Source organism: Streptomyces sp. NBC_01689 (assembly GCF_036250675.1).
Classification (GTDB): Bacteria; Actinomycetota; Actinomycetes; order Streptomycetales; family Streptomycetaceae; genus Streptomyces.
Map to the genome: position 1 here is coordinate 1688890 of NZ_CP109592.1, position 23875 is coordinate 1712764.

Annotated in this window: 20 protein-coding genes and 1 pseudogene; 17 read left to right on the forward strand and 4 right to left on the reverse strand. The window is 73.1% G+C overall.

Annotated features, from left to right (window positions below; translation table 11 throughout):
• Window positions 1-248 precede the first annotated feature (248 nt).
• Window positions 249-1241, forward strand: coding sequence for a hypothetical protein (locus OG776_RS07225; RefSeq protein ID WP_148008491.1), 993 nt, complete (start codon window positions 249-251; stop codon window positions 1239-1241).
• A 245-nt stretch (window positions 1242-1486) separates the two neighbouring features.
• The gene (locus tag OG776_RS07230; RefSeq protein ID WP_329319624.1) at window positions 1487-2188 is read left to right on the forward strand and encodes a DUF2238 domain-containing protein; all 702 of its coding nucleotides are present in this window, start codon (window positions 1487-1489) and stop codon (window positions 2186-2188) included.
• A gap of 122 nt (window positions 2189-2310) precedes the next feature.
• Here OG776_RS07230 and OG776_RS07235 read toward each other — a convergent pair whose 3' ends face one another.
• A complete protein-coding gene (locus OG776_RS07235) occupies window positions 2311-3294 on the reverse strand; it encodes an aldo/keto reductase (protein WP_148008415.1) in 984 nt (327 codons plus the stop codon).
• Window positions 3295-3449: 155 nt separating this feature from the next.
• Window positions 3450-4616, reverse strand: coding sequence for a glycoside hydrolase family 88 protein (locus OG776_RS07240; RefSeq protein WP_329319626.1), 1167 nt, complete (start codon window positions 4614-4616; stop codon window positions 3450-3452).
• Between the two features lie 331 nt (window positions 4617-4947).
• On the opposite strand from OG776_RS07240, the gene OG776_RS07245 reads away from it, so the two are divergent.
• From OG776_RS07245 to OG776_RS07280, 8 genes are all read left to right on the forward strand, one after another.
• Window positions 4948-5874: a MurR/RpiR family transcriptional regulator gene (locus tag OG776_RS07245; protein ID WP_148008413.1), complete on the forward strand. Its 927-nt coding sequence runs from the start codon at window positions 4948-4950 to the stop codon at window positions 5872-5874.
• A gap of 393 nt (window positions 5875-6267) precedes the next feature.
• Window positions 6268-6645: a hypothetical protein gene (locus OG776_RS07250; protein WP_148008490.1), complete on the forward strand. Its 378-nt coding sequence runs from the start codon at window positions 6268-6270 to the stop codon at window positions 6643-6645.
• A gap of 50 nt (window positions 6646-6695) precedes the next feature.
• The gene (locus OG776_RS07255) at window positions 6696-7610 is read left to right on the forward strand and encodes an MBL fold metallo-hydrolase (protein WP_261994462.1); all 915 of its coding nucleotides are present in this window, start codon (window positions 6696-6698) and stop codon (window positions 7608-7610) included.
• 107 nt (window positions 7611-7717) lie between these two features.
• Window positions 7718-8029, forward strand: a complete 312-nt coding sequence (locus OG776_RS07260; RefSeq protein ID WP_148008412.1) for a DUF1232 domain-containing protein — start codon at window positions 7718-7720, stop codon at window positions 8027-8029.
• Between the two features lie 76 nt (window positions 8030-8105).
• Window positions 8106-9386, forward strand: coding sequence for a CAP domain-containing protein (locus tag OG776_RS07265; protein ID WP_148008411.1), 1281 nt, complete (start codon window positions 8106-8108; stop codon window positions 9384-9386).
• Window positions 9387-9548: 162 nt separating this feature from the next.
• Window positions 9549-10820, forward strand: a complete 1272-nt coding sequence (locus OG776_RS07270; RefSeq protein ID WP_148008410.1) for a serine hydrolase domain-containing protein — start codon at window positions 9549-9551, stop codon at window positions 10818-10820.
• Window positions 10821-10984: 164 nt separating this feature from the next.
• Window positions 10985-11302, forward strand: coding sequence for a DUF6191 domain-containing protein (locus tag OG776_RS07275; protein WP_329319632.1), 318 nt, complete (start codon window positions 10985-10987; stop codon window positions 11300-11302).
• Window positions 11299-12012 (forward strand): nucleoside/nucleotide kinase family protein, encoded by a 714-nt coding sequence (locus OG776_RS07280; protein WP_148008408.1) that lies wholly within the window; start codon window positions 11299-11301, stop codon window positions 12010-12012. The genes OG776_RS07275 and OG776_RS07280 overlap by 4 nt, the downstream gene beginning before the upstream one ends.
• Here OG776_RS07280 and OG776_RS07285 read toward each other — a convergent pair.
• A pseudogene (locus tag OG776_RS07285) lies at window positions 11942-13773 on the reverse strand (hypothetical protein). The gene OG776_RS07280 and the pseudogene OG776_RS07285 sit on opposite strands and share 71 nt — an antisense overlap.
• A gap of 250 nt (window positions 13774-14023) precedes the next feature.
• On the opposite strand from OG776_RS07285, the gene OG776_RS07290 reads away from it, so the two are divergent.
• Window positions 14024-14536 carry a methylated-DNA--[protein]-cysteine S-methyltransferase gene (locus tag OG776_RS07290; protein ID WP_148008407.1) on the forward strand — a complete coding sequence of 171 codons (513 nt, stop codon included), beginning with the start codon at window positions 14024-14026 and terminating at the stop codon, window positions 14534-14536.
• Between the two features lie 186 nt (window positions 14537-14722).
• A complete protein-coding gene (locus OG776_RS07295) occupies window positions 14723-15706 on the forward strand; it encodes an alpha/beta fold hydrolase (RefSeq protein WP_329319635.1) in 984 nt (327 codons plus the stop codon).
• 6 nt (window positions 15707-15712) lie between these two features.
• Here the strand turns inward: OG776_RS07295 and OG776_RS07300 are convergent, their stop codons facing one another.
• Window positions 15713-16093, reverse strand: coding sequence for a peptidoglycan-binding domain-containing protein (locus OG776_RS07300; RefSeq protein ID WP_443077224.1), 381 nt, complete (start codon window positions 16091-16093; stop codon window positions 15713-15715).
• Between the two features lie 957 nt (window positions 16094-17050).
• On the opposite strand from OG776_RS07300, the gene OG776_RS07305 reads away from it, so the two are divergent.
• The 5 genes from OG776_RS07305 (at window position 17051) to OG776_RS07325 (ending at window position 23811) form a co-directional block, all read left to right on the forward strand.
• Window positions 17051-19513, forward strand: coding sequence for a SpoIIE family protein phosphatase (locus tag OG776_RS07305; protein ID WP_329319637.1), 2463 nt, complete (start codon window positions 17051-17053; stop codon window positions 19511-19513).
• Between the two features lie 110 nt (window positions 19514-19623).
• Entirely contained in the window at window positions 19624-20304 is a 681-nt protein-coding gene (locus tag OG776_RS07310) for a DUF6445 family protein (protein ID WP_148014729.1), read from the forward strand.
• A gap of 279 nt (window positions 20305-20583) precedes the next feature.
• On the forward strand, window positions 20584-20979 hold the full coding sequence (locus OG776_RS07315; RefSeq protein ID WP_148014728.1) for a luciferase domain-containing protein: 396 nt from the start codon (window positions 20584-20586) through the stop codon (window positions 20977-20979).
• 209 nt (window positions 20980-21188) lie between these two features.
• A complete protein-coding gene (locus OG776_RS07320; protein ID WP_148014727.1) occupies window positions 21189-22271 on the forward strand; it encodes an aldo/keto reductase in 1083 nt (360 codons plus the stop codon).
• Between the two features lie 361 nt (window positions 22272-22632).
• Entirely contained in the window at window positions 22633-23811 is a 1179-nt protein-coding gene (locus OG776_RS07325) for an acyltransferase family protein (protein ID WP_329319641.1), read from the forward strand.
• Window positions 23812-23875 lie beyond the last annotated feature (64 nt).

Sequence of the window (23875 nt, forward strand, 5' to 3'; positions counted from 1 at the left end):
GGCCCAACCTACGGCCAAAGCTTCATTCTCTGTGATCTTAACTCCGCACTTACCTAGGAGAGTTCCCGGTGACCGCAACCTTCGTCCCGACCGAAGAATCCGTCGCACGGCCCGACGCGGAGGACACCCTTTCGTGTGACGCGCGGGACGCCGTCTCGCCTGACGGCGAGGACTCCCTCGCGTCCGGCCCGGACGATGTGCTCTCCTCCGACGCGGACGACGCCCTCACCTCCGACGCGCGGGACGTCATCCCCCGTGACGTGCACGCCGCCGTCTCGCGCGACGCGCGGGACTTCGGGGCCTACGCGCGGACCGGTGGCTGGGCCTTCGCCTTGAAGGTCGCGCGCAGTGTGCGTCCCGGCGGGCAGGCGGCCGACGAGACCCCCAAGGTGTCCGCCAAGGAGTTCGCCGCACTGGCCGCGTGCTCACCCGAACGTGTGATGCGTCACTACAAGGCGTGGGACCGGGCGGCCGACGACGGTCTCGTGCCGCACTTCGAGGTTCTCGTCCCGGGTGAGGAGGTCGAACTGCCGGGCGCGGACGCGTGGGCGGCGTACTACGCCTCCCGCTCCAGCGCGTCGTCCGAGCGGGGCACCGCCATCGCCGAGGCGGCCCAGGCCGAGGGCATCCGCCCCACCAAGGCGCTGGAGGTCGCCGAGAATCCCACCGCGCTGCGGGCCGCGATCCTCGCGGACCCCTCCACGGCCCAGGCGGCCCGGACCGCGCTCCTGGACCGGGTGAAGGAAGACCCGGCGCTGCAGGCGGAGTTGGCCCGCGACATCGCGCGTACCGACGAACTGAAGAAGGCGGTGGCCACCGAGACCCGGGCGGCCGACCGGATCGGCTACGTCCGTCAGATCGCCGAGAAGGGGCAGATCCGGACCCCGGCGGGACAGACCCTCGACGCCCCGGCGGAGCTCCGCTCGGAGGCCGAGCGGCACCTGTCGCTCCTCGACGAGCTCGACGAGGGCGAGGACACCGGCGAGTGGGTGACCGAGGCCTACGACACGATGAAGGGCCTGGTCGTCGAGACGGTCGAGGCGGACCCCGAACTCCGGGTCCAGGAACGCCGTACGAAGTTCTACAACAGCCTGCAGCGGGCCACGAAGGTCTTCGAGGAGCTGACCTTCGACGACGCCGACGACATCTACGAGGACGACATGGTGCAGCGCCTCGAGGAGCTCCAGCAGGCGATCGGCTCCTGCATCACGGCACTCCGGAGCGCGGCACCGCGGGAGTGAACCCCGCCCACGCCGGCGCCGGTGTCACCGTCGGCGCCGGGATCGGCCCCCGGACAAGGACCCGGGGGCGCGTTCTTCGAGGCGGTGGTTCATGCGGTCGGCCGGCAGGGGGCGGCGCGTCCGGACCGGCCGGGGCACGGGCTGACGTTCGTCTCCGTTCTCGCGCCCCCGGGTGAGTAGGCGTACTCATGTCCCCGCTCCCCCGCTCCAGCACGATGGGGCGACCCGGACCAAGGAGCCTCACCATGAACGGACTTCGCGTCTCCCCGATCGCCCGCCGCGCCGCCTCCGAGGAATCAGCGCGGGAGGGTTCCGGGCGGCGGGTCCTGCCCACGGCGCTCGTCGCGCTCGTCGTCGCGGGCCTGGCCGTCTCCGCCTGGAACCCGCACGACCGGACCACCTGGCTGCTGGAGACGGTGTGGGTGCTGCTCGGGCTGCCCCTCGTCGTCCTGACCCGGCGCCGCTTCCCCCTCACGGACCTGCTCTGCTGCCTGCTCGCGGCGCACGCGCTGGTCCTCGCGACGGGCGGTCACTACACCTACGCGGAGGTACCGGTGGGCGACTGGGTACGGGACGGGCTGGGGCTCTCCCGCAATCCGTACGACCGGTTCGGTCACCTCATGCAGGGATTCGTGCCCGCCGTCCTGGTGCGCGAGCTGCTGAGCCGGACCTCACCGCTGCGCGGCAGCCGCTGGCTCGCGCCACTGACCGTGTGCGCGTGCCTGGCCTTCAGCGCGCTCTTCGAGATGTTCGAATGGGCGGCCGCGGTGATCGGCGGCCACTCCGCCGACGCCTTCCTGGCCACCCAGGGTGATGTGTGGGACACCCAGTGGGACATGTTCTGCGCGCTGATCGGCGCCACCCTGTCCGTACTCCTGCTCGGCCGGGTCCACGACCGCCGGCTCGACGCGTTGCGGAGCCGGGGGCTCGCTAAGGCGTCCCGGTGACGGACATGACACCACCGCGTCGCGTGTCCGCGGCCCGGGACCCGCGACGCCGACCGCCGGGTGACGGCCGGCGTCCTGGCCGGGGTTCCGGGAGCCGGTAGCCGGCGGCTCTCCGCGGCCGGCTACCAGCGGCTCTCCACCTGCTCCTTGATCCGGCGGTCGTAGAGCTCGTCGATCGCGTCCAGCGTCTGCTGGGACAGCGGCGGGAACTTCGCGGCCTCCGCGTTGGCGTGGGCCTGTTCGGGTGAACGCGCGCCCGGGATGACCGTCGTGACGCCCGGCTGCTGGATGATCCAGCGCAGCGCCAGCTGGGCCGGGGTGCAGCTTTCATGGGCGAGGGCGGAGAACTCGGCCGCCGCCTCCACACCGGTCACGAAGTCGACGCCGGAGAAGGTCTCGCCCTGGTCGAAGGCCTCGCCGTGGCGGTTGTACGTACGGTGGTCGTCGGCCGCGAACACCGTGTCCTTCGTGTACTTGCCGGAGAGCAGACCGGAGGCCAGCGGAACGCGGACGATGATGCCGACCCCCGCTTCCCGGGCCGCGGGAAGAACCTGCCGCAGGGGCTTCATCCGGAACGGGTTGAGGATGATCTGGACGCTCGCCACGTTCGGGCGGGCGATCGCCGTCAGCGCCTCGTCGCAGGTCTCGACGCTGACTCCGTACGCGGTGATCCGCTCCTCCTCGACCAGGGTGTCCAGCGCGTCGAACACCTCGTCCGACGAGTAGACCGGGGTCGGCGGGCAGTGCAGCTGCACCAGGTCGAGGCGGTCGACCCCCAGATTGCGCCGCGAGCGGTCGTTCCACGCGCGGAAGTTGTCGAGCACGTAGTTCTGGGGGATCTGCTCGACCCGGCGGCCCATCTTCGTCGCGACCATCACATGGAGGTCGGGGCGGCCGCTCATGAAGGACGCGATCGTCTGCTCGCTGCGTCCGTCGCCGTACACGTCCGCGGTGTCGAAGAAGGTCACCCCGGACTCGGCGGCCGTCTCCAGCACCGCCTTGGCGTCCGCCTCGCTCACGTCGCCCCAGTCGGCACCGAGCTGCCACGTGCCGAGACCGATGACCGACGCCTTCTGACCTGACCTGCCGAATTCACGCTCGTCCATGTGATCAGTCTGTCATCCCGCACCGACAGGGGCGGCACCCCGGGCCCGCCGACGGCCGCCGCCGGGGTGCTCGGACGCCGTCCGGCTGCGCCCTCGGCCGCGCCCGGACGCGTGATTCCCCGGGCGGCCGTTCCGAGGGGCCGCTCCCGCGGCGGTCAGCCCGTGGTGAGCCGGGCCAGTTCGGTGCCGGCCAGCAGGAAGGCGCCCACGCCGAACTCGGCGGTGCTGTCGTAGGTGACCGGCTGGCTGGATTCGGGACGGTCCCCGACGTTCTGGACGTAGCCGAGGAAGCCGTCGGGGTGCACGGCCGTGGCGACGAGTCCGTTCCAGGCGCGGGCCGCCACCGGGAGGAAGGCGGCCCGGTCGACCAGCCGGGCGCCGACCGCGTACGCCGTGCCGTACAGCAGGAAGGACGTGCCGCTGGTCTCGGGGCCGGGCAGATGGCTCGCGTCGGCGAGGTTGACGTTCCAGAAACCGTCGCCGCGCTGCACCGCCGCGGCGGCCCGCACCAGGCGGGTCAGGGCGTCGCGGTACTCGGCGGTGTGGCGCTCCGTGGAGGGCAGCGCCTTGAGGGTCTTCACATGGCCGCCCGCCACCCATCCGTTGCCGCGCGACCAGACGACGGCGCGGCCCGAGGGAGAGACGATGCCGCCGGGGAGGAAGCGCGCGTCGCGGTACCACAGGCCCGTGGCGGCGTCGTACAGACCGGGACCGCCCTCGGCCCGCTTGGTGTGGTCGTAGAGGGAGTAGAGCTTCCGCCAGTACTGCGGGTCACGACGGAGGGCGCCCAGGCGGGCGAACGGCGGCATCGCCATGTGGAGGGCGTCGTCCCACCACCAGTCGTCGTTCTTGTCCGGCTGGTCCGTGTGGACCATGCGGTGCAGCGAGGTCTCGATGGCGGTGAGCTTCCGCTCCTCGGGCTCGGCCTCGTAGAGGTCGAGGTAGGCCTGCCCGGCGCAGTGGTTGTCGGCGTGGCGGGTGGTCACACCGCCGTTGAGCCCGTAGGCGTGCCGCTCCGCCCAGGAGCGGGCGTACGCGAGGTGGCGGGCGTCGCCGGCCGGCCGGTGGAGGGCGAGCAGTCCGCTGAAGAAGGTGGCGTTGGCCCAGCCGTTGTCGCCGGAGTCCGCGTGCGCGGCGATCCAGTGATCGGCCACCCGCCGCAGTACGGCGACGACCTCGCTCCTCGGGGGGAGCGCCGACGCGTCCCGCGGTGCGGGCGGCCCCGCCGGTCGAGCGGCCCGCGCGGGTGCCGTGAGGGCGGGGTGGAGGGAGGCGGCGGCCGCGAGGGCGGTACCGCCCGCCAGCAGGCGTCGTCTACGCATATGAACAACTCCTACGGATGGGGATTCTCATCCTCAACTCCCCTCTCCCGCACTGTCCATGGTCGGTCGTCAACTTGACGTGAACCAGGCCGAGTTCATGTACACGTACGATCGGCGCGCGGAGGAACCGGCGCTCCGCACTCGGTCGGTGCAGCGGTCCACCGCCCCGCTGTCCGCCGTCCGTGCCGGGCGGCGCCTCACGGCCCGGCCGCCCGTCCGCGCCGCACCCCTCCGGGCCCGCGGTGAGCTACTGCGAGTGGTCATCCGCGCTCTGGCGAGCACGGTCCGTGAGCTATGTTGAGTCCTCGTGGGACATGAAGGAGGCACATCGGTGCCATCGCCGCAGCAGGCACGCGCGCAGGCGTCCGCGATCACGTCGGGAAAGTCGGCCCCGGAGGCGGGCGCGGCGCCCGCGTCCCAGCTCCGGGAACTGTTCGACGGGCCGCGGCTGTCGCCGGGGCAGCGCCGCATCGCCCAGTACCTGATCGAGCACATCACCGAGGCCGCCTTCCTGTCGATCACCGACCTCGCGGAGCGTGTCGGGGTGAGTCAGCCGTCCGTGACCCGCTTCGCCGCGGCGGTCGGGTTCAGCGGTTACCCCGCGCTGCGGGAGCGGCTCCAGGCCATCGCGCTCAAGACACTGGGCGGCGGCGCCCCGAGCGCGCCCGCCGAGGACCGCGGCAACGAGCTGCAGGCGGCGGTGGACGTGGAGATGGAGAACCTGGAGAACCTGCGGCGCGACTTCGCCGACCCCGACCGGGTGATCGAACTCGGCCGCGCGCTCTCGCGGTCGACCCCGCTGACGGTTCTCGGGCTGCGCATCTCGGTGTCGCTGGCCGAGTACTTCACCTACGCGGCGCGCCGCGTCCACCCCGACGTGCGGATGGTGACCAGGGGCGGCAGCGTCGCGTACGACGCACTGCTCCAGTCGCGTGAGGCGGGCGGTACCTGGCTGCTGGCGTTCGGCATGCCCCGGCACGCGCAGGAGACGCTCACCGCGGTGCGGGTGGCACGCAGTGCCGGGCTGAAGGTGGCCCTGATCACCGACCTGGCGCTCGGACCGCTGGCCGACGAGGCCGACGTGACCTTCACCGTGGGCACCGGCTCCCGGCTCGTCTTCGACTCGTACGCCGCGCCCGTCGTGATGTCGGCGGCGCTGCTCCAGGCCATGACGGACGCGGATCCGGAGCGCACGCAGGCCCGTCTGGAGGAGTACGAGCAGATCGCCGAACAGCACCAGTTCTTCCTGAAGGACTGACCTCCCGGGCCCGGAGCCCCAGGACCGGACCTGCCGGAGATCCCCCGGGATCCCGGGTTCACGACGGTCGCGCCCGCCTCCCCCGCGCCCCTTTCGTCCCGCCTCCCAGCACGGCATCACGGGACCTATCACCCCATATCCCGCATGAATTTTTTCATGTTCTTGCGTAACTGCCGGTATATATAAATACTGCTCGCGGATCGCGACCGGAGGCCTCCGGGTCGCGTCCTACGACCACCCGGGGCCGTCCGCTCCTACCCGCAACGGGTCCCGGGTGTTCGGACGGACTCCGTGCGAGCGGGGTCCGCGGTGGTGGCCCCGGCCTTCCCCTGGCCGGGGCCGCCCCAGAAGGCCGACCGCCCTTGCCGCCGACGTGACCCGGAAGCGATGAACATGGCCCTGACGTATTCACCGATCACCTCGGACTGGCCGTGCCAGGTCAAGACCCCCGGCAGCTTCGACTGGGAGCGCTCGGCCATCAAGTGGCTGCGCGAACTGGTGCCGGCCCGCTACGCGAGCTACCCGACCCTGATGAAGCACCCCGTGCTGCTCGCCCGCCACGCGCAGATCCAGGTGCAGCACGAGATCCGCGTCGCCCGTACCGCCCTGCAGACCGCCCGCTCCGAGCTGCCCGCCCTCGGTCTGCACGAGTCGGTGATCGAGCACACCATCAAGATGTACGCTGCCGAGGTTCTGCAGCTCAGTCATATCGCCCGCAGCGTCCGCGCGGTCACCCACGCGCTCACGGACAGCGCCGCCGCACGCGCCTGAGGCCCTGGGTCCGGGCGACGGCCGGGTGCACCGACCCACCGGGAGACGTCGTGGACGCACAGGAGCCCGAGACCGTGGACCTGGCCGCGCGGGAGCGGATCGCCGCGGCACGGCCGCTCGACGTGCGGTGGATCCACGGATCGCCGTCCGCGCGCCACGACACGGACCCCGAACTCCAGGTGTACGTCCATGACGCCGACACCGTGATCCTGCGCCAGAACATGGCCGTCCACTACGAGGCGCCCTTCCTGTTCCTGCTGTTCGGCGAGGAACGGGCCGTGCTCGTCGACACGGGGGCCACGGCCTCGCCCGCGCACTTCCCGCTGCGGCGGGTGGTGGACGAGCTGATGCGGGACCGGCTCGCCGCCCGCCCCCGGGACGACTACGAACTGCTGGTGCTGCACACCCATCCGCACGGCGACCACGTCGCCGGGGACGGCCAGTTCACGGACCGGCCCGGCACCCGGGTGGTCGACGCGTCCCTCGACGAGGCGTGGACGTTCTTCGGATTCGACCGGGACCCGGACGGCGTCGCCCGCGTCGACCTCGGCGGCCGGGTCCTGGAGTGCCTGGCCACCCCCGGGCATCACGCCGCCGCGGTGACGTACTTCGACCCCTGGACCGGTTTCCTCCTGACCGGTGACACCGTCTACCCCGGCCGGCTCTACATCGAGGACTGGGCCGCCTTCACCCGCACCGTCGAGCGGCTGATCGGTTTCTGCGCCGGCCGGCAGGTCACCCATGTGCTCGGCTGCCACATCGAGATGACCCGGGAACCGGGCCAGGACTACCCCGTGCGCACCACCTACCAGCCGGACGAACCGCCCCTGGAGATGACGACGGCTCAGTTGCGCGCCGTCCGGGCGGCCATCGACACCGTGGGCGACCGGCCCGGCAGGCACGTCTTCGACGACTTCGTCCTCTGCCGCCGCGACCTGCCCGGAGGCGTCCCCGAGGACGCGTAGGGGTCCTCGGCCCGCGGCCGGCCGAACCGGGGCGGTACGAACGCCGCGAAGGGGAAGACGACAGGCAGGAAAGCCCGAACCTCCCGCCGAGACCTCTGGACGGACGCATGGATTCCACGACATGGACGGTGGTCGTCGTCGCCGCGATCCTGGGTGCCGTCGCCCTCGCGGTCGCGATCCGGCTCCTCACCCGGCTCGTACGGACGCGCCGCGACCTCCGGCGTGCCGGACTCCCGACCGGCTCCCGCTGGGTTTTCTGGGGCGCCGTCGCCTATCTGCTGCTCCCCACCGACCTGCTTCCCGACCCGATCTACCTGGACGACATCGGGGTACTCCTGCTGGCCCTGCGCTCGTTGCGCCGGCCGGAACTGCTCGACGCCGACGAACCCGGGAACCCTCCCGCGCGCACCGGACGTTGACGGACCGAGCGGGCCGCGGTCGGCCGGGCGCCCGCGCCGGAGGTCCGCGGGGATCACCACAGCGACGGGCGGCACCATGAGCGAGCTGGTTCCCGGGGGCAACCTGCCCCTGCCGGGCGGCACCCTGACGATCCGGGTGCCGGGCCCCTTCGACGTGTCGGCACTCGTCACCGACGACACCGGCAAGGTGAGCGGCGACGCCGACTTCGTCTTCTACAACCAGCCCGTGGTGCCGGGGGCACGCCTCACCGAGGAGAGCCTCACGGTCGACCCGCGGGGCCTGCGCTCCGGGGCGAGCCGCGTCACCGTGCTCGTCACCCCGGCCGATCCCGGCACCCCGCTGGGCCGGCTGCCCGCCCCCACCCTGCTCGTCAGCGGCCCCGGCGGGCGCGCCCTGGCCCGTTTCACTCCCCCGCGCCCGCAGCGGGAGACCGCGCTGCTGCTCGCGGAGATCTACCGGCGCGGCACGGAGTGGAAGCTGCGGGCGCTCGGCCAGGGGTACGCGGAGGGACTGGCCGGCATCGCCCGGGACTTCGGCGTCGACGTCACCGAGGACGACGCCCCGCCGGCCGCGGCGCCCGGCCCGGACGGCTTCCTGGAGCTGGTGAACTCCGTGCGCGCCGCGGCCGGTTCCCCGCCCGTGTCGCTCGACGCGCGGCTCGCGGGAGCGGCCCGGGCGCACGCCGCGGACATGGCGGCGCACGGGCTGCTCGCCTCCCGGGGCACGGACGGGCTCTCGGTCCACCAACGCGTCACGGCCGCGGGATACGCGTACCTCACCGTGGGCGAGCATCTCGTCTCGGGACCCCGCACACCCGGCGAGTTCGTCGAGTGCTGCCTCACCGGCGAGCAGTCCCGCGCCACGCTGTACGAGCGCGCGTACACACAGACGGGCCTCGCCTCCGTCGCCCACCCCCGGTCCGGCGACCTGTACTGGACGGCGCTGTGGGCTCGGCCGTTCAGCGCCGACGGCCTGGCCCGCACGACGCGCGAGGTGGTCGAGCTGACCAACGCGGAGCGGGCGGGCGAGGGGCTGCCGCCGCTCCTCGCCGACGCCCCGCTCGCCGCCGCGGCCCAGGCGCACAGCGACGACATGGTGGCCCGCGCCTTCTACTCCCACACCTCGCCCGACGGCGGCCGTCCTTGGGACCGGGCCGCCGCCGCGGGCTCGACGCGCCGGACGATCGGCGAGAACATCGCCTGCGGCCAGCGCTCCCCCGCCGAGGTGGTCCGCGGCTGGATGAACAGCCCCGGACACCGCGCCAACATCCTCAAGCCCGACTTCACCCACCTGGGGGTCGGCCTCGCGGGCGGCGGCGAGGCCGGCATGTACTGGACCCAGCTCTTCGGCGGCTGAGCGTCCTCTTTCTGACGTACCTTCCGATTCCCCTCCGTGCCGTGCGGCCCACCGGCCCCTCCGGCGCGTAGAGAGGAGACCGGCGCCGCGTCCGCGGCACGGTTCACGCCGGACGTCCGCACCGGTGGGCGGCCCCGCGCAGAGAGTCGGGAGAAGAATCAGATGGTCTCAGGATCGGTGGGCACCGGTACGGGTACGGCGCTGGGCGCGGTGCTGCTCTCCCTCGTCGCGGTCCCCGCGCAGGCGGTCCCCGGAGCGCCGGGAGGCCCGGACACCGGGCGGGTCGCGACCGTCGCGGCGGTGGGTCCGGGCGCGCCCGACGACGCCGGGCTGCGGAGCGTGCTGCGCTCGGCGCTGGCCAAGGGGGCGCCGGGCGCGACGGTACGGGTCGACGACGCGGGCACCGTCCACAGGCTGTCCGAGGGGCTCGCCGACCGGGCCACCCGCCGAGCCCTCACCACGGCCGACCGGTTCCGCGTCGGCAGCGTCACCAAGACCTTCTCCGCCGTGGTCCTGCTGCAACTGGCCGACCAGGGCCGACTGGACCTGGACGCCTCGGTGGACACGTACCTGCCGGGTCTGCTCCCCGACGCCAGGATCACCGTGCGCCACGTGCTCAGCCACCGCAGCGGGCTCTACGACTACACCAACACCATGTTCGCCCGGACGGTCCCGGGGTTCGAGGCCGTCCGGGACAAGGTCTTCGGATACCGGGACCTGGTGCGCCTGTCGCTGAAGCACGCGCCCACCAACAAGCCGGGAGCGGCCTACTCGTACTCCAACACCAACTTCGTCGTCGCGGGCCTGCTCATCGAGAAGCTCACCGGGAACCCGGTGGCCACGGAGTACCGGAACCGCATCTTCCGGCCGCTCGGGCTCACCGACACCTTCTACGTGCACCCCGGAACCGCCATCCCCGGCACGCACGCCGACGGCTATCTCCGCCCGGACGAGCCCGGCGCGGCCCTCGTCGACTCGACCGCGCAGACGGTGTCCTGGGCGCAGAGCGCGGGCGCGATCATCTCCAGCACACGCGACCTCAACACCTTCTTCTCCGCGCTGATGTCCGGACGGCTGATGTCCGCCGCGCGGCTCGCCCAGATGCAGCGGTGGACCTTCGTCAACGCGACCCAGGGCTACGGTCTCGGGCTGCGCCGTCGCGACCTGTCCTGCGGTGTCTCCGTGTACGGGCACACCGGCACCGTCCAGGGGTACTACACGTACGCCTTCACCTCGAAGGACGGCCGGCGCAGCGTCACCGCGCTCGCCAACACCTCGAACAACTCCGCGGTGCTCACCACCATGGCGGGCACCCTGGAGTCCGCGTTCTGCGGCAAGCCGTCGACACCCTCCAGGGCGGCCAGGAACGCCACGGTGCCGGCCACGCCCGGTGAGCGGTACGAGGACATCGCGCCGGGCGTCGCCCGCGACTGACGTGCCGGGGTGCGGCCGGACCGGCGCCGACCGCACCCCACCGCGATGTCCTCGCGCTGCTGACTTCCTTGCGCCTACTTCCTTGCGCTTACTTCCTTGCGCTGATTTCGTTGCGCTGATCTCCCGTCCCGCCGCTCTCCCCGTCCGCGCCCGATACTGGGCGCATGGGATTCGCCGTCTTCATGACCTTGCCGGGACTCGTCGTCGTCCTGACCCTCACGGCCTTCGCCGACCAGGCGCTGCTGCGCGCCGGACGGGCCGGCCTCCTGCCGTGGCGCAACGGAGCGCGCCAGGGACAGATATCCGCCACCGGCTTCGAGCTGCTGCACGCGAGCCTCTCGCCGGGCAAGCAGCACGAGCTCGAGGAACGGCGGTCGTCCCTGGTGATGCGGGACGACGAGGAGGACGGGGCGCCCGCGTACCGTACGACCGTCGATCTGAACGCCGGCACGGCGGTCGTGCGCCCGGGGCGCCGCTCATGACCTTCGACGACCTCCTGGAGCGGGCCGCCTCCCTGGTCCGTCCGGACCGGCGCGCGATCCTCGGCGTCGCCGGAAGCCCCGGAGCGGGCAAGACCACGCTGGCCGAGCGTCTGGTCGGGGAGCTGAACGGCGACGGCGGCCACTGGGTCGCCCAGGTGCCGATGGACGGCTTCCACCTCGCGGACGTCGAGCTGGAGCGCCTGGGCCGCCGGGACCGCAAGGGCGCTCCCGACACCTTCGACGCGGCGGGGTACGCGGCGCTGCTGCGCCGGCTGCGCGAGCAGGACGAGGGCGAGGACGAGGGCGACGGCATCGTCTACGCGCCGGGCTTCGAACGGACCCTGGAGCAGCCGATCGCGGGCGCCGTCCCGGTCCCCCGCACCGCCCGCCTGATCATCACCGAGGGCAACTACCTCCTCCTGCGCGACGCGGTGTGGGAGCGCGTGCGGGCGCAGCTGGACGAGGTCTGGTTCTGCGAGCTCGACGAGAGTGAACGCGTGAGCCGGCTCGTGGCCCGCCACGAGGAGTTCGGCAAGGACCACGAGACGGCGGTGGCCTGGGTGCTCGGCACGGACCGGCGCAACGCCGACCTGGTCGCCGCGACGCGGGCCCGTGCCGACCTGGTCGTGGGACCCGCGGTCACCGCCTCCGGATCCATGCCTCGGGTTCCCCCCGCGCATCGCCCGCCGGGTTCCCGATCAGCGCGGTGAACACCTCGGCGCGGACGGTCAGCCCCTCGGGCGCGCGCTCCGGCACCGGGGCGAAGGGACCCGGGGTGCCGTGCCGGACGGCGAGGACGTGCGGCTCCTGGGGGGCTCCCGGCGCCGGACCCGCCTCGTACGCCGAGGTGGCGACCAGGTGGCGCCAGCCCTCGTCGGGGTTGCCGTAGCCCCGGGGGTCGGCGGCGAGGGCGAAGGCGGCCTCCTCCTGGGTGGTGCGCGAGCGGGCGTCGAAGCGGTCCGCGGCCCCAGTCCCCGGATGTGTCAGCCGGAGGGTGCCGGCGGACGCCACCTCGGCCTCGGCGACCCGGCGGACCCGGTCGCCGTCGGCGGCGGCGTACGGCATACCGGCGAGAAAGTACGGGTTCCCGTCCAGCCGTTCGACGGCGACCGTCGTCCACAGGGCGGTGCCGTCCGTGACGTACAGCGACCTGACGTGGCGCAGGACGTGGTCGGGGGTGACGACCGGCTTGCTGACGAGTTTCGCCGTCGGCCCCTCGCTCTCCACGTCGCGCACGCGGACCTCGCCCAGCGGGCGGCTCAGCAGGAAGCCGTCGACGACCGGGCCGAAGCCGTGCTGCCGGTTCACGACGGCGGGCAGCAGCCGGGTGCCCGCCGCCTCGACCGGGGACGGCGTCATCCGGTCGTCGAACGCCACCGAGACGGTGCCCGCGCGCAGTCGGTGACGTACCGGCGTCGTCCCCGGCGTGCGGTGCCACCGGACCGTGTCCTGGATCTGCCGGACCAGCATGACGGCGAAGTGGCCGTCGAGGGCGCCGTCCAGTCCGGTCGCGTGCCGTCCCCAGCGGGAGTCGCCCCGGTAGCGGCCGAGGTCGGAGCCGATCCGGGCGCCGAAGCGGCGCAGGCCCAGAACCGCCTCGAAGCCGCAGTGCTGTTCGCTGCAGCGCGGACCGCCGACGTCGAAGCCGCCCGCCGTCAGCCGCGCGTCGAGATAGCGGGCGAGCACGTCGCCGTCCTGCGCGAACACCGGCTCGCCGCTGACCCGGTGGGCCTGCGCGAGGAAGGACAGGGAGATCGGTCCGTAGTCGTTGTCGTAGGCTCCGCCGTGCTCGGGAGGCAGGAGGGCTCCCCGGTCCCGGACGCTCCGGGCCCGTATCCCGTCGCTGTACAGACGCAGCGCCCGCGACCGCACCGACTCCCCCTGCGCGGCCGGGAGATGGCGGGCGAGCATGAGCCCGCCGACGACGCAGCCGATGGCCTGGCCGCCGGCCTCCTGCGGGTTGAAGAAGGTCGCCTCGGTCAGCCATCGCCAGTGTCCGTGGGCCAGGTCCCGCAGTTCGGCGCGCGGAGTGGCTCGACGAGTCCTTCGGCCAGATCCAGGAGGTCGGCCGCCCGGAGCAGCGCCCACACCGTGCTCGGCCAGTCGCCGACAGGACGGGCGCCCTCCTCCAGCGCGTAACGGGCGTACGGCAGGCCGGAGTCACGGATTCTCAGGTGGGCGGACCCGGGGTTGTCGCACGTGAAGACGCGTTCCCGCAGATGGAAGGCGAGGCCGCGGCGGACGGCCTCCGGCAGACGCGCGTCCCCCGTGCGGTGCCAGGCGAGCGCCGGCAGTGAGGTGACACCGAGCGAGGTGTCGCCGACGTCGAGGACGGCCGCGGGGTGTTCGAGGCTGCCGTCCGGGGTGAGGCGGCCCAGGGCCTCCTCGGTGACGGAGACGAGAACGCTGTCGTAGGCGGCCGGATCGTCCGCGAGACCGTGCAACCGGCCGCGCTGGTACGGGAGATGCATCTGACCGTCCCTTCGTCCCGGAGGTCGCCTGTTCCCGGGTCAGTCTCTTCCGGACGTGGCAGAGGGCGGATGAGCGCGGGCCGCAGGGCGCGTGTCGGCCCGGCGAACATCGGGCCGAGGGCTGAGGGCCGAGGGGGCGGGGGCCGCACTCGGTGTCCGATTCCCGCCGGACGCCGTGCGGGGAACACGGCAACATGGCAGGTGAAGCGGTGCTCGCACCGCTGGGACCACCGGTGAAAGGACACCTCCGATGACGGTCTGGACGACCATCGACAGCCCCTTGGGCGAGCTGCTTCTCGTGGGCGAGGAGTCGGCCACCGCCAGGGGCGGCACAGCGCTCGTGTCGCTCTCCATGCCCGGCCAGAAGTCCGGCGCGGTCGTGCGGGACGGCTGGACGCGCGACGACGGCGCGTTCACGGACATCGTCGCGCAGCTGACCTCCTACTTCGACGGCGCGCTCACCGACTTCTCGGTCGAGTACGCCGAGGGGGCGGCGGGCACCGACTTCCAGCGGCGGGTGTGGAAGGCCGTCGAGGGCGTCCCGTACGGCACGACGGTCAGCTACGGCGAGATCGCCTCCCGGATCGGGGCGTCACGCGCGGCCGTGCGCGCGGTGGGCACCGCGATCGGCGCCAACCCCGTACTCGTGGTGCGCCCCTGCCACCGGGTGATCGGCGCCGGTGGCGCGCTCGCCGGGTACGCGGCGGGCCTCGAACGCAAGCAGCGGCTGCTGGACCTGGAGAACACCCGGCGCCCGGGGTGAGCGGTGACCGGGCGACGTCCCCGGTTTTGCCGGTTCGGCAACAGCGCTGGGCCACGCCCGGCGGGCCCCCGCATGATCGCTCGTAGGCCGACGCCATGATCAGCCGTGGTGCCGGCACGGGGAGACCGGGCCTTCGGGGAACCCGTTCGTCGCCCCCACCGTAGGCGGAGTGTCCTGGGAGGATCCATGCCGAAGTCGTCCGCAGCAGACCGCACCCACCGTCTGGTGTCCTCACCGGCCGGCCGGATCCATCTGGTGGAACAGGGGACGGGCCCGCTGGTCCTGCTGGTGCACGGGTTCCCGGAGTCCTGGTACTCCTGGCGCCACCAGCTGACGGCGCTCGCCGCGGCCGGCCACCGCGCGGTCGCCCTCGACGTCCGCGGCTACGGCCGCTCGTCCAGGCCCGACGGCGTGGCCGAGTACCGGATGCTGGACCTCGTGGAGGACTGCGTCGCCGTCGTGCACGCGCTCGGTGAGCGGACCGCCACCGTCGTCGGGCACGACTGGGGTTCCACCGTCGCCGCCACCTCCGCGCTGGTCCGCCCCGACGTGTTCCGCGCGGTCGGACTGCTCAGCGTGCCGTACACCCCGCGCGGCGGCCCGCGTCCCAGCGACGTCTTCGCGGGGATGGGCGGCCCCGAGGAGTTCTACGTCTCCTACTTCCAGCAGCCCGGCCGGGCGGAGGCCGAGATCGAGCCCGACGTGCGCGGCTGGCTCGCCGGCTTCTACGCGGCACTGTCCGGCGACACCATGCCCGGCCCCGGCGCGCCGGACCCGCACTTCGTGAGCCCCGGCGGAACGCTGCGGGAGCGGTTCCCCGCCGGACCTCTCCCGCACTGGCTCGACGAGTCCACCCTCGACGTCTACGCGGAGGAGTTCGAGCGGACCGGGACGCGCGGAGCGCTCAACCGGTACCGGAACATGGACCGTGACTGGGAGGACCTGGCCGCCCACGACGGGGCTCCCGTCACCCAGCCCTCCCTGTTCATCGGCGGCGCCCTCGACGCGTCCACGACCTGGCTGGCCGACGCGATCGCGGCGTTCCCCACGACCCTGCCCGGTCTGGTCTCCTCCCACATCCTGGAGGGCTGCGGTCACTGGATCCAGCAGGAGCGCCGCGAGGACGTCAGCCGCATCCTGATCGACTGGCTCGCCGCCCTCCCCGCCTGACGCCGTCTACGGCGCGGGAGCCGTACGGGACTCCAGGGCCGCACGGGTGTCGTCGCCGTAGACGCCGGTCTCGTCGCCGCGGATGCCGTACCAGAGCTGGAAGCGGGCGACGGCGGCGGTGAGCGTGGCGTCGTAACTGCCGTCGGCGGAGCCGCCCGTGTACACGTCCGGTACACGGAGCAGCCGCCGCTGCAGCGCCACCACGTCGGGACCGCTGTCCCCCTCGCGGAGGGTGCCCGCGCCGTCCGGGTCGGCGCCACCGGGCGGCGCCGGGGCGGCGGCCGGCGCGGAGGGGGTGGTACGGGGCGCCCCCGCCCGGGCGGGGGCCTCCTGGTCGCGGGGCAGCAGCAGCGCGAGGGCGAAGCCCGCCAGGGCCGCCGCGGTCACCCCCAGGGCGACGGCGGCCCGGCGCCGGCCGGCACCGTCGACGGCGCGGGCGTGGTCCGCGTGGCCCCGGCGGGGTCGGTGTTCCCGTCCGGGCGCGGGCTGTCGCCACCCGGGGACCGACCGTCGTCCGGGCCCCGGTCGCCTTCCGGGCGCGGGCTGCCGTCCGGGCTCAGGTCGCGGTTCGGGCCCTGGTCGTCCTCCGGGCGGGGCCTGCCGTCCCGGCTCAGGTCGTCCCCCCGGCGTCGCCTGCCGTCCGGGCTCGGGGCGTCCTCCCGGTCCGGGCCGGTGTCCCCACGGGGCCCCGCCCTCGTTCCCGGACATGTCGACGGGGTCTCGCACGGTCCCGCGCGCGGCGTCGGATGCGCTGCGCGCGGAGGGCGGCGCGCTGCCCGCGGGCGCGGCGCCCGCCGGCCCTGGTGCGACGGCCGCGGGCCGGGATGAACCGCCCGTGGCCGGGGCGTCGCGGGCATCGTCGCGGGTGTAGTCCTCGCCCCCCGGTAACGGCGGCAGCTCGGCCGTCTCCTCCTCCGCCGTCTCCCCCTCGGCCGCCGGCGGGGCGGCCCTCGCCGGGACGGCGGGCACCGCGACCATCTCGTAGTCGCCGTCCCGATCGGCCCCGTACTGCTCCTCCCGCACCTCCCTCAGGAGCTGCGCCAGTGCTTCCGTCCGGCGGCGCCGCTGTACATGGGTGGGCTCGATCGCCCGCCGCCTCGGTGGCTGCCCCGGTTCGGGCGGTGTCGACACACTGCTCTCCTTCCGTGCGCGCGCTCACGCCGTCCCCGTGGAGTGATACGCGACGGCCGGCCCGGGAGTTCAGCGCGAGGCGCCTGCGCCGGGGCCCCGGGCGGCCGTCGCCGGGCACCCGGTGCCGGGACCGCGGCCCGAGGGCGGGTCGGACAACGTGAAGAATGGGCACATACGGGGTAGGACCACCTTCGGGGAGCGGAGAGGGTCACCGTGACCGTGAGCGAGGAACCAGAGGTGCCGTCCCGGCGGCACTTCGACGTGGCGGATGCCGCGCCACTTCTGCTCGACGCCCATTTGACGGTGATCGGCTGGACCGCGGACGCCGAGCGCCTGCTGGGGTACCGGGCCGCCGACGTGGTGGGGCACCGCGTCGTGGAGCTGCTGTCCCCGGACGACGCGGCGCGCGTCCCGGAGCGGGCCGAGCGGTGTCACGGCGCCGGCGGCTGGTCCGGGCTGCTGTCGGTACTGCACCGGGACGGCCACGCGGTCCGGATGATGGTCCGGGCGATCCCCGTGCGGGACGACGGCACGCCGACGCACTGGGTCGTACTCCTCTCCGACATCGCCGACGGCCTCGGATGGAACATGAGCAGGAGCGTGCTGGAGCGGATGAACGCGGGCTCGCCGGTGGGCATCGCGATCGTCGACACGGACCTGAGGTTCGTGTGGTCGAACACCGCGCTGGAGCAGTTCGGGGGCGGCCCGCCGCAGCGGAGGCTCGGGCGGAGACTCGCCGATGTGCAGCCGGGGCTGGACGCCGAGGCCCTGGAGGCGAGGATGCGCCAGGTGCTGCGGAGCGGTGAACCGGTGGTCGGGTTCGAGCATGTGGGCCGGGTACGGTCCGCGCCGCATCGCGAGACCGCGCACTCCCTGTCGTTCGTCCGGCTCGACGACGACCACGGCGATCCCATCGGTGTGTACTACACGGTCGTCGACGTCACCGAGCGTTACCGTGCCCGGCGCCGCCTGGCGCTGCTGGACCGGGCCGGGGAGCACATCGGCCGCAGCCTCGACGTCCTGCGGACCGCGCAGGAACTGGCCGACGTGGCCGTGCCGGGTCTGGCCGACTTCGCCACCGTGGACCTGCTGGACTCCGTGCTCCAGGGGGCCGAGCCGGCCTCCGGCCCGCAGGGCGACACGGACGCGGTGCCGCTGCGGCGCGCCGGTCAGCAGTCGACCCGGGCCGGGGTACCCGAGACCACCGTGGCGGTCGGCGCGGTGGCGACGTACCAGGCGGGCTCTCCGCCGGTCCGCTGCCTGGCCGAGGGACGGTCCTGGCGCGAACAGTGGCTGGATCCGTCCGCCGAGGGGTGGGCCACGGCGGACGAGGGGCGGGGGGTACCCCACTTCTTCGACCTCGGGCTGAGCAGCGTCATGATCGTGCCCATCCGGGCACGGGGCGTCACCCTGGGCATCACCACGTTCTTCCGGCGCCGTCGCCAGGACCCCTTCGACGAGGAGGATCTGAGCCTGGCGGAGGAGTTCGTGGGCCGGGCCGCCCTGTGCGTCGACAACGCCCGCCGCTACACCCGGGAACGCGACGCGGCACTCGTCCTGCAGCGCAATCTTCTTCCGCACCGCTTTCCCGACCAGAACGCCGTGGAGGTGTCCGCCTGCTACCGGCCCGCGGACGAGCTGACGGGCCTGGCCGGCGACTGGTTCGACGTGATCCCGCTGTCCGGGGCCCGGGTGGCGCTGGTCGTGGGCGAGGTGACCGGTCACGGCATCGACGGTGCCGCCGCCATGGGACGGCTGCGGGCCGCCGTGCAGACGCTCGCGGATCTGGATCTGCCGCCCGAGGAGGTGCTCGCGCATCTGGACGACCTGGTCAGCCGGGCCGCCCGGGAGGAGGGCAGCGGGGCGGACACCCTCACCAGCGGCATGCAGGCCGTGGGCGCCAGCTGCCTCTACGCCGTGTACGACCCGGTGAGCGGGCGGTGCACCATGGCGGGCGCGGGTCATCCGGCCCCCGCCCTCGTCGCTCCCGACGGCACGGTCTCGTTCGCCGACCTGCCCCGCGGTCCCGCCCTGGGCGTGGGCGGACTGCCCTTCGAATCCGCCGAGTTCACCCTGGCGGAGGGCAGCCTGCTCGGTCTCCACACGGACGGACTGATCGCCACACCCCGGACGGGCCGGGACCCGGAGGCGGGTCAGGAGCGACTGCGACGCGCGCTGGAGGGGTACCACGGGTCGCTGAACGCGCTGTGCCGGACCATCGTCGACGATCTCGTACCGACGCGCCCGTACGACGACGTGGCGCTGCTGATGGCGCGCACCCGCCGGCTCGGTGCCGACCAGGTCGCCAGCTGGGACCTGTCCGACGATCCCGCGATCGTCGCCCGGGCCCGCAAGGCCGCCACCGAGCAGCTGAGGGTCTGGGGTCTCGACGCCCTGGCCTTCACCACCGAGCTGGTGGTGAGCGAACTCGTCACCAACGCCATCCGGCACGCCCCGGGTCCGGTCCGGCTGCGGCTGATCTGCGAACACGCGCTGATCTGCGAGGTCTCCGACGCGGGTGCCACCGCTCCGCATCTGCGCCACCCGAAGACGACCGACGAGGGCGGCCGAGGGCTGTTCCTGATCTCCCAGTTCACGCAGCGGTGGGGCACCCGCTACACCCCGGACGGCAAGATCATCTGGGCCGAGCAGTCCCTGACGGAGCCACCGGTGTGACCGTGCCCCGTCGCGGGGCCGCCCTACCCCCTTGCCACCAAGGGAAGTTGACAGACTGTTGACCAACTCCTTGGCCAGTGGTGACCGGCGCCGCCACTATGGTCGGCCGCATGTCCCCACACCCCCCACGGACTCCCGCTCTTCCCGTCCTCCCCTACCGGAAGCCGACCCGCGACCGGGACTACTGGGTTCTCGACGACGTCCTGCCCGACGTGGAGGCCGTCCGGGCCCGGTGTCTCGCCCGCGACGACTGGGTGAAGGGGTACCCGTACACCTCGGAGAGCTGGCCGGGGCTGCGTACGATGCCGGGCCTCGAACCGGACGAACTCGCCCGCGTGGAGCGGCTGGTGAAGAAGGCCACCGGAGCGCGGACGCTGTGGCAGGAGGCCACGGCCTCGGGGGCCACCCTCAACCACAACTGCATCCAGGTGGTCGGCGCGGACGAGGGCGAGCCGCGCCCGCACACGGACTCCCGGGCGCTGTGCCGGTACGCCGCGGTGCTGTATCTCAACCCGGCCGTGCCCAAGGACTGCGGCACGAGCTTCTACCGGCAGAACCTGCCCGGCGGCCGCCTCGGCGGCAACGTGGTGACGGCGCCGCACAACAACCTCGTCGAGGCGCTCGGCACGCGCTTCGTACCGCCGGACTCGTTCGTCGAGGACGTCCGCGTCCCGCATCGCTGCAACCGGCTGCTGCTGTACAACGCCCATCTGATGCACAGCGCCACCGGGTACGCGGGCACCACCCTGGAGGACAAGCGGATGACCGCGGTGTTCTTCTGGATGGCGTGACCCGCCGCCGGACGGCATGACGCGCCGCCGGGCCTCGCACCGCCGCCGGACGGCGTGCCGCTCCCCCTCTCCCCTCCTCCCTCACCCCTCCCCCCGGCGCTCCGCGTGCGTCCGCGCTCGTGGCGCGGCCGTTCCGCCGGCCGATCCCCGGCGCGCCGCATCCGGGTCGGAATCTCCCTGTCGTTACGCACCGATATGTACATATATGCGTCGACCACCGCTCGGTTACGGCGTCCCCAAGTCCTGGTGGCCGGACGGTGAGCTGGTCATGATGGGGGCATGACGTTGGCCTTGCGTGCCATGACGCAACTGGCGGCCTGGCCGGACCTCTCGGAGGCCCGGCCCGGCTGCGGCACGGGACGGGCACTGCGCTCGGACCGCGCCGAGATCCTGCACTTCCACTCCGATCACGAGGTCGACCTGCATCTGACGGCCCGGGCCATCCGCCGCTACGAGGACCACCTCAAGGGCACCGGCGCGGTCCGGATGGTCCCCGGTTCGCGATGGGTGACCGTACGGCTCGAGGTCGACGCCGACATCCATCTGCTCCTGACCCTGGTGAGCGTCGCCCTCCAGTCCCACCAGGCGTGGCCGGTCCCCGACGACTCCGTACCGGCCGACTGCAACGACCACCGCGGCGCGGCACTGCCGCGCACCATCCTCAGCGGCAGCTGACGGCGCGAACCCGCCGGCCGCGGGGCCGGCGGTGACGACGCGCGCACCGGACGCGGGCCCCCGGACACCACCGGGCGTGCCCGGTCCGGGCGGAGCGGGGAGGATCGTGCAAGCACCCGCGCGGATCGGCCTACTCCGGCCCCCTCTCCTCGCGTTTCGATGGAGGTGAGCAGTTCCGAATCCGTCGCGACACCTCCAGGAGTACCGTCATGCCGCTCGACCACTACGTCACCCTCGGCCGGTCGGGGCTGCGGGTCAGCCCGTTCGCCCTCGGCGCGATGACCTTCGGAGAGGACCCGGGGGGTGCCGGATGCAGCGTCGAGGAGTCCGAGAAGATCCTGGCGGCCTACCTCGACCGGGGCGGGAACTTCATCGACACGGCGAACTTCTACACCAACGGCCACTCCGAGAGCATCCTCGGCGATTTCTTCGCCGCGCGCCCGGGGCAGCGCGACCGCGTCGTACTGGCGTCGAAGTTCTTCACCAACCTCTTCCCCGGCGACCCCAACGGCGGCGGGGCGGGCCGCAGGTCGATCATCGCGCAGCTCGACGAGAGCCTTCGCCGTCTGCGCACCGACCATCTCGACCTGTACTGGCTGCACAACTGGGACCGGCACACGCCGATCGAGGAGACTCTGCGCGCCCTCGACGACCTGGTCACGGCCGGCAAGATCCGCTACGTCGGTTTCTCCAACACACCCGCCTGGGTCACCGCCCAGGCCCAGACGACGGCGCTGCTGAAGGGCTGGACACCGCTGATCGCGCTCCAGGTGGAGTACTCGCTGCTGGCCCGCACCGTCGAGGGCGAACTCGCGCCGCTCGCGCGCGACCAGGGCATGGCGCTGGTGCCGTGGAGCCCGCTCAGGAACGGCTTCCTGTCGGGCAAGTACCGGCGGGACGCCCAGGTCACGGACTCCGCGCGGACGGCCTTCGTCGGCGGACCCGGCGAGGACGAGTACCTCGTCATCGACGCCGTGGCCGCGGTCGCCGACGAGCTCGGCACCACCTCGGCGGCGGTGTCCCTGGCCTGGCTGCGGGCCCGCGAGGGCACCGTCGTACCGATTCTGGGCGCCCGGCGCCTCGGCCATCTGGAGAACAACCTCGCGGGTCTGGAGGTGACGCTCACCCCTGAACAGCTCCGGCGGCTCGACGAGGTGTCGGCACCGGACCTGGACTACCCGGCGCCGCTGCACGGCGCCCTGCGGTCGATGCTGCAGTTCGCGGGCACCACCGTCGACGGCCAACCGTCCACCGTGTATCCGCCCCTCGTCCAGAGCGACGTCCGCTACTGACCTCCGGCACCGGGCCACGGAACGCCCGGGCCGCGGGGACCGGCCGCGCACCGGTTCATGGGACGGTGGCGCGGGCCGGACGGGGAGCCGCGGGTCGAGCGCGCCGCCATCGCGGCCCGCTCGGCCCGCCTCCCGTTCTTGAGTGACCCACTAGCCCGCGCCGGTACAAAAAGCGGTGTACTCCCCGCCGGAGCAAGGCGGTCGGGGCGAGGTGACGCACGGCACCGGCCGCCGCGCCACGACGTGCGCGACCCGACCGGTCGAGCCCCCGCCACCGCGCGCCGTACGGGTCCGGTCTCCTCCCCCTTGGCGGACCGGACATCGCCGGACTCCCCGAGAACGGCCCGACAACGGAGATCCCATGGCCACTGATCAAGTTCTGACCGGCTCCGCGCCGGCCGGTGAGAGCGGCGCAGCCGCGGAGCCGAGACGTCCCCGCCCCGCGCGGCTGCCGTCCCTCACCGGCCTGCGGTTCCCCGCCGCGCTCGCGGTCTTCGCCCACCACGCCTTCCTCCCGATACCTCCGCTGCGGCTGCTGGCCGACGACCGCACCGAGTTCCGGATGGCCGACTGGTTCGGGCAGTGCGGCGGACTCGGCGTGGCGTTCTTCTTCGTCCTCAGCGGATTCGTCCTGACCTGGTCGGCGCGGGACAGCGACACCACGACGGCGTTCTGGCGGCGCCGGTTCGTCAAGATCTACCCGATCTACGTGGTCGCCTGGGCCCTCGCGCTGCTGCTGTTCGCCGGTTCGTACACCTCCACCCGCGTCTCCGTGGCGAACCTCTTCATGCTCCAGGTGTGGGTCCCCAGCTACTTCACCAACTTCAGTGTCGATTCGCCGAGTTGGTCGCTGGCGGTCGAGGCGGTCTTCTACCTGTGCTTCCCGCTGCTGCTGCACGTGTTCCGGCGTATCGACCCCAGCCGTCTGAAGTACTGGATCGCCGGGGCGATCGCCGCGGTCGTGGCCACCCCCGCGCTGGCGTACGCGCTGTTCCCGAAGACCCCGCGGGTCCCCAGCGGCCAGGTCCTGTCGGTGTCGCAGTACTGGTTCGCCTACGTCCTGCCCCCGGTCCGGATGGTCGACTTCGCCCTGGGCATCCTGGTGGCGCTCGCGGTGCGGCACGGCCGTTGGCGCGACATCGGCATGGTCCGGTCGGCCCTGCTGCTGGCGGCCGGATACTGGCTGACCTTCCACGTCCCGTACCTCTACGGCCAGCGCGCCACGATGATCCTGCCGATCGTGCTGCTGATCGCGGCCACCGCCACTGCGGACATCGAGGGCCGCTTCACCCTGTTCCGCAATCGCACGATGGTCTGGCTGGGGGAGATCTCCTTCGCCTTCTATCTGCTGCATTACACGGCGCTGTCCACCCTCCGCAAGGCGCTCGGCACCGAGCGGATGTACTCGGACACGGCCGGCTTCGCGATGATCCTCGGTACCGCGGCCGTCACGGTCCTGCTGTCGTGGGTGCTCTACTCCACGGTCGAGGCCCCGCTCATGCGGCGGTTCAGCCGGTCGCGCCGGTCGAAGGCGGACTGAGCGACACCGCGGTGGGGGCGCCGGTACGGACCGGTGCCCCCACGGCGGTCGTGGGCTGTCTCCC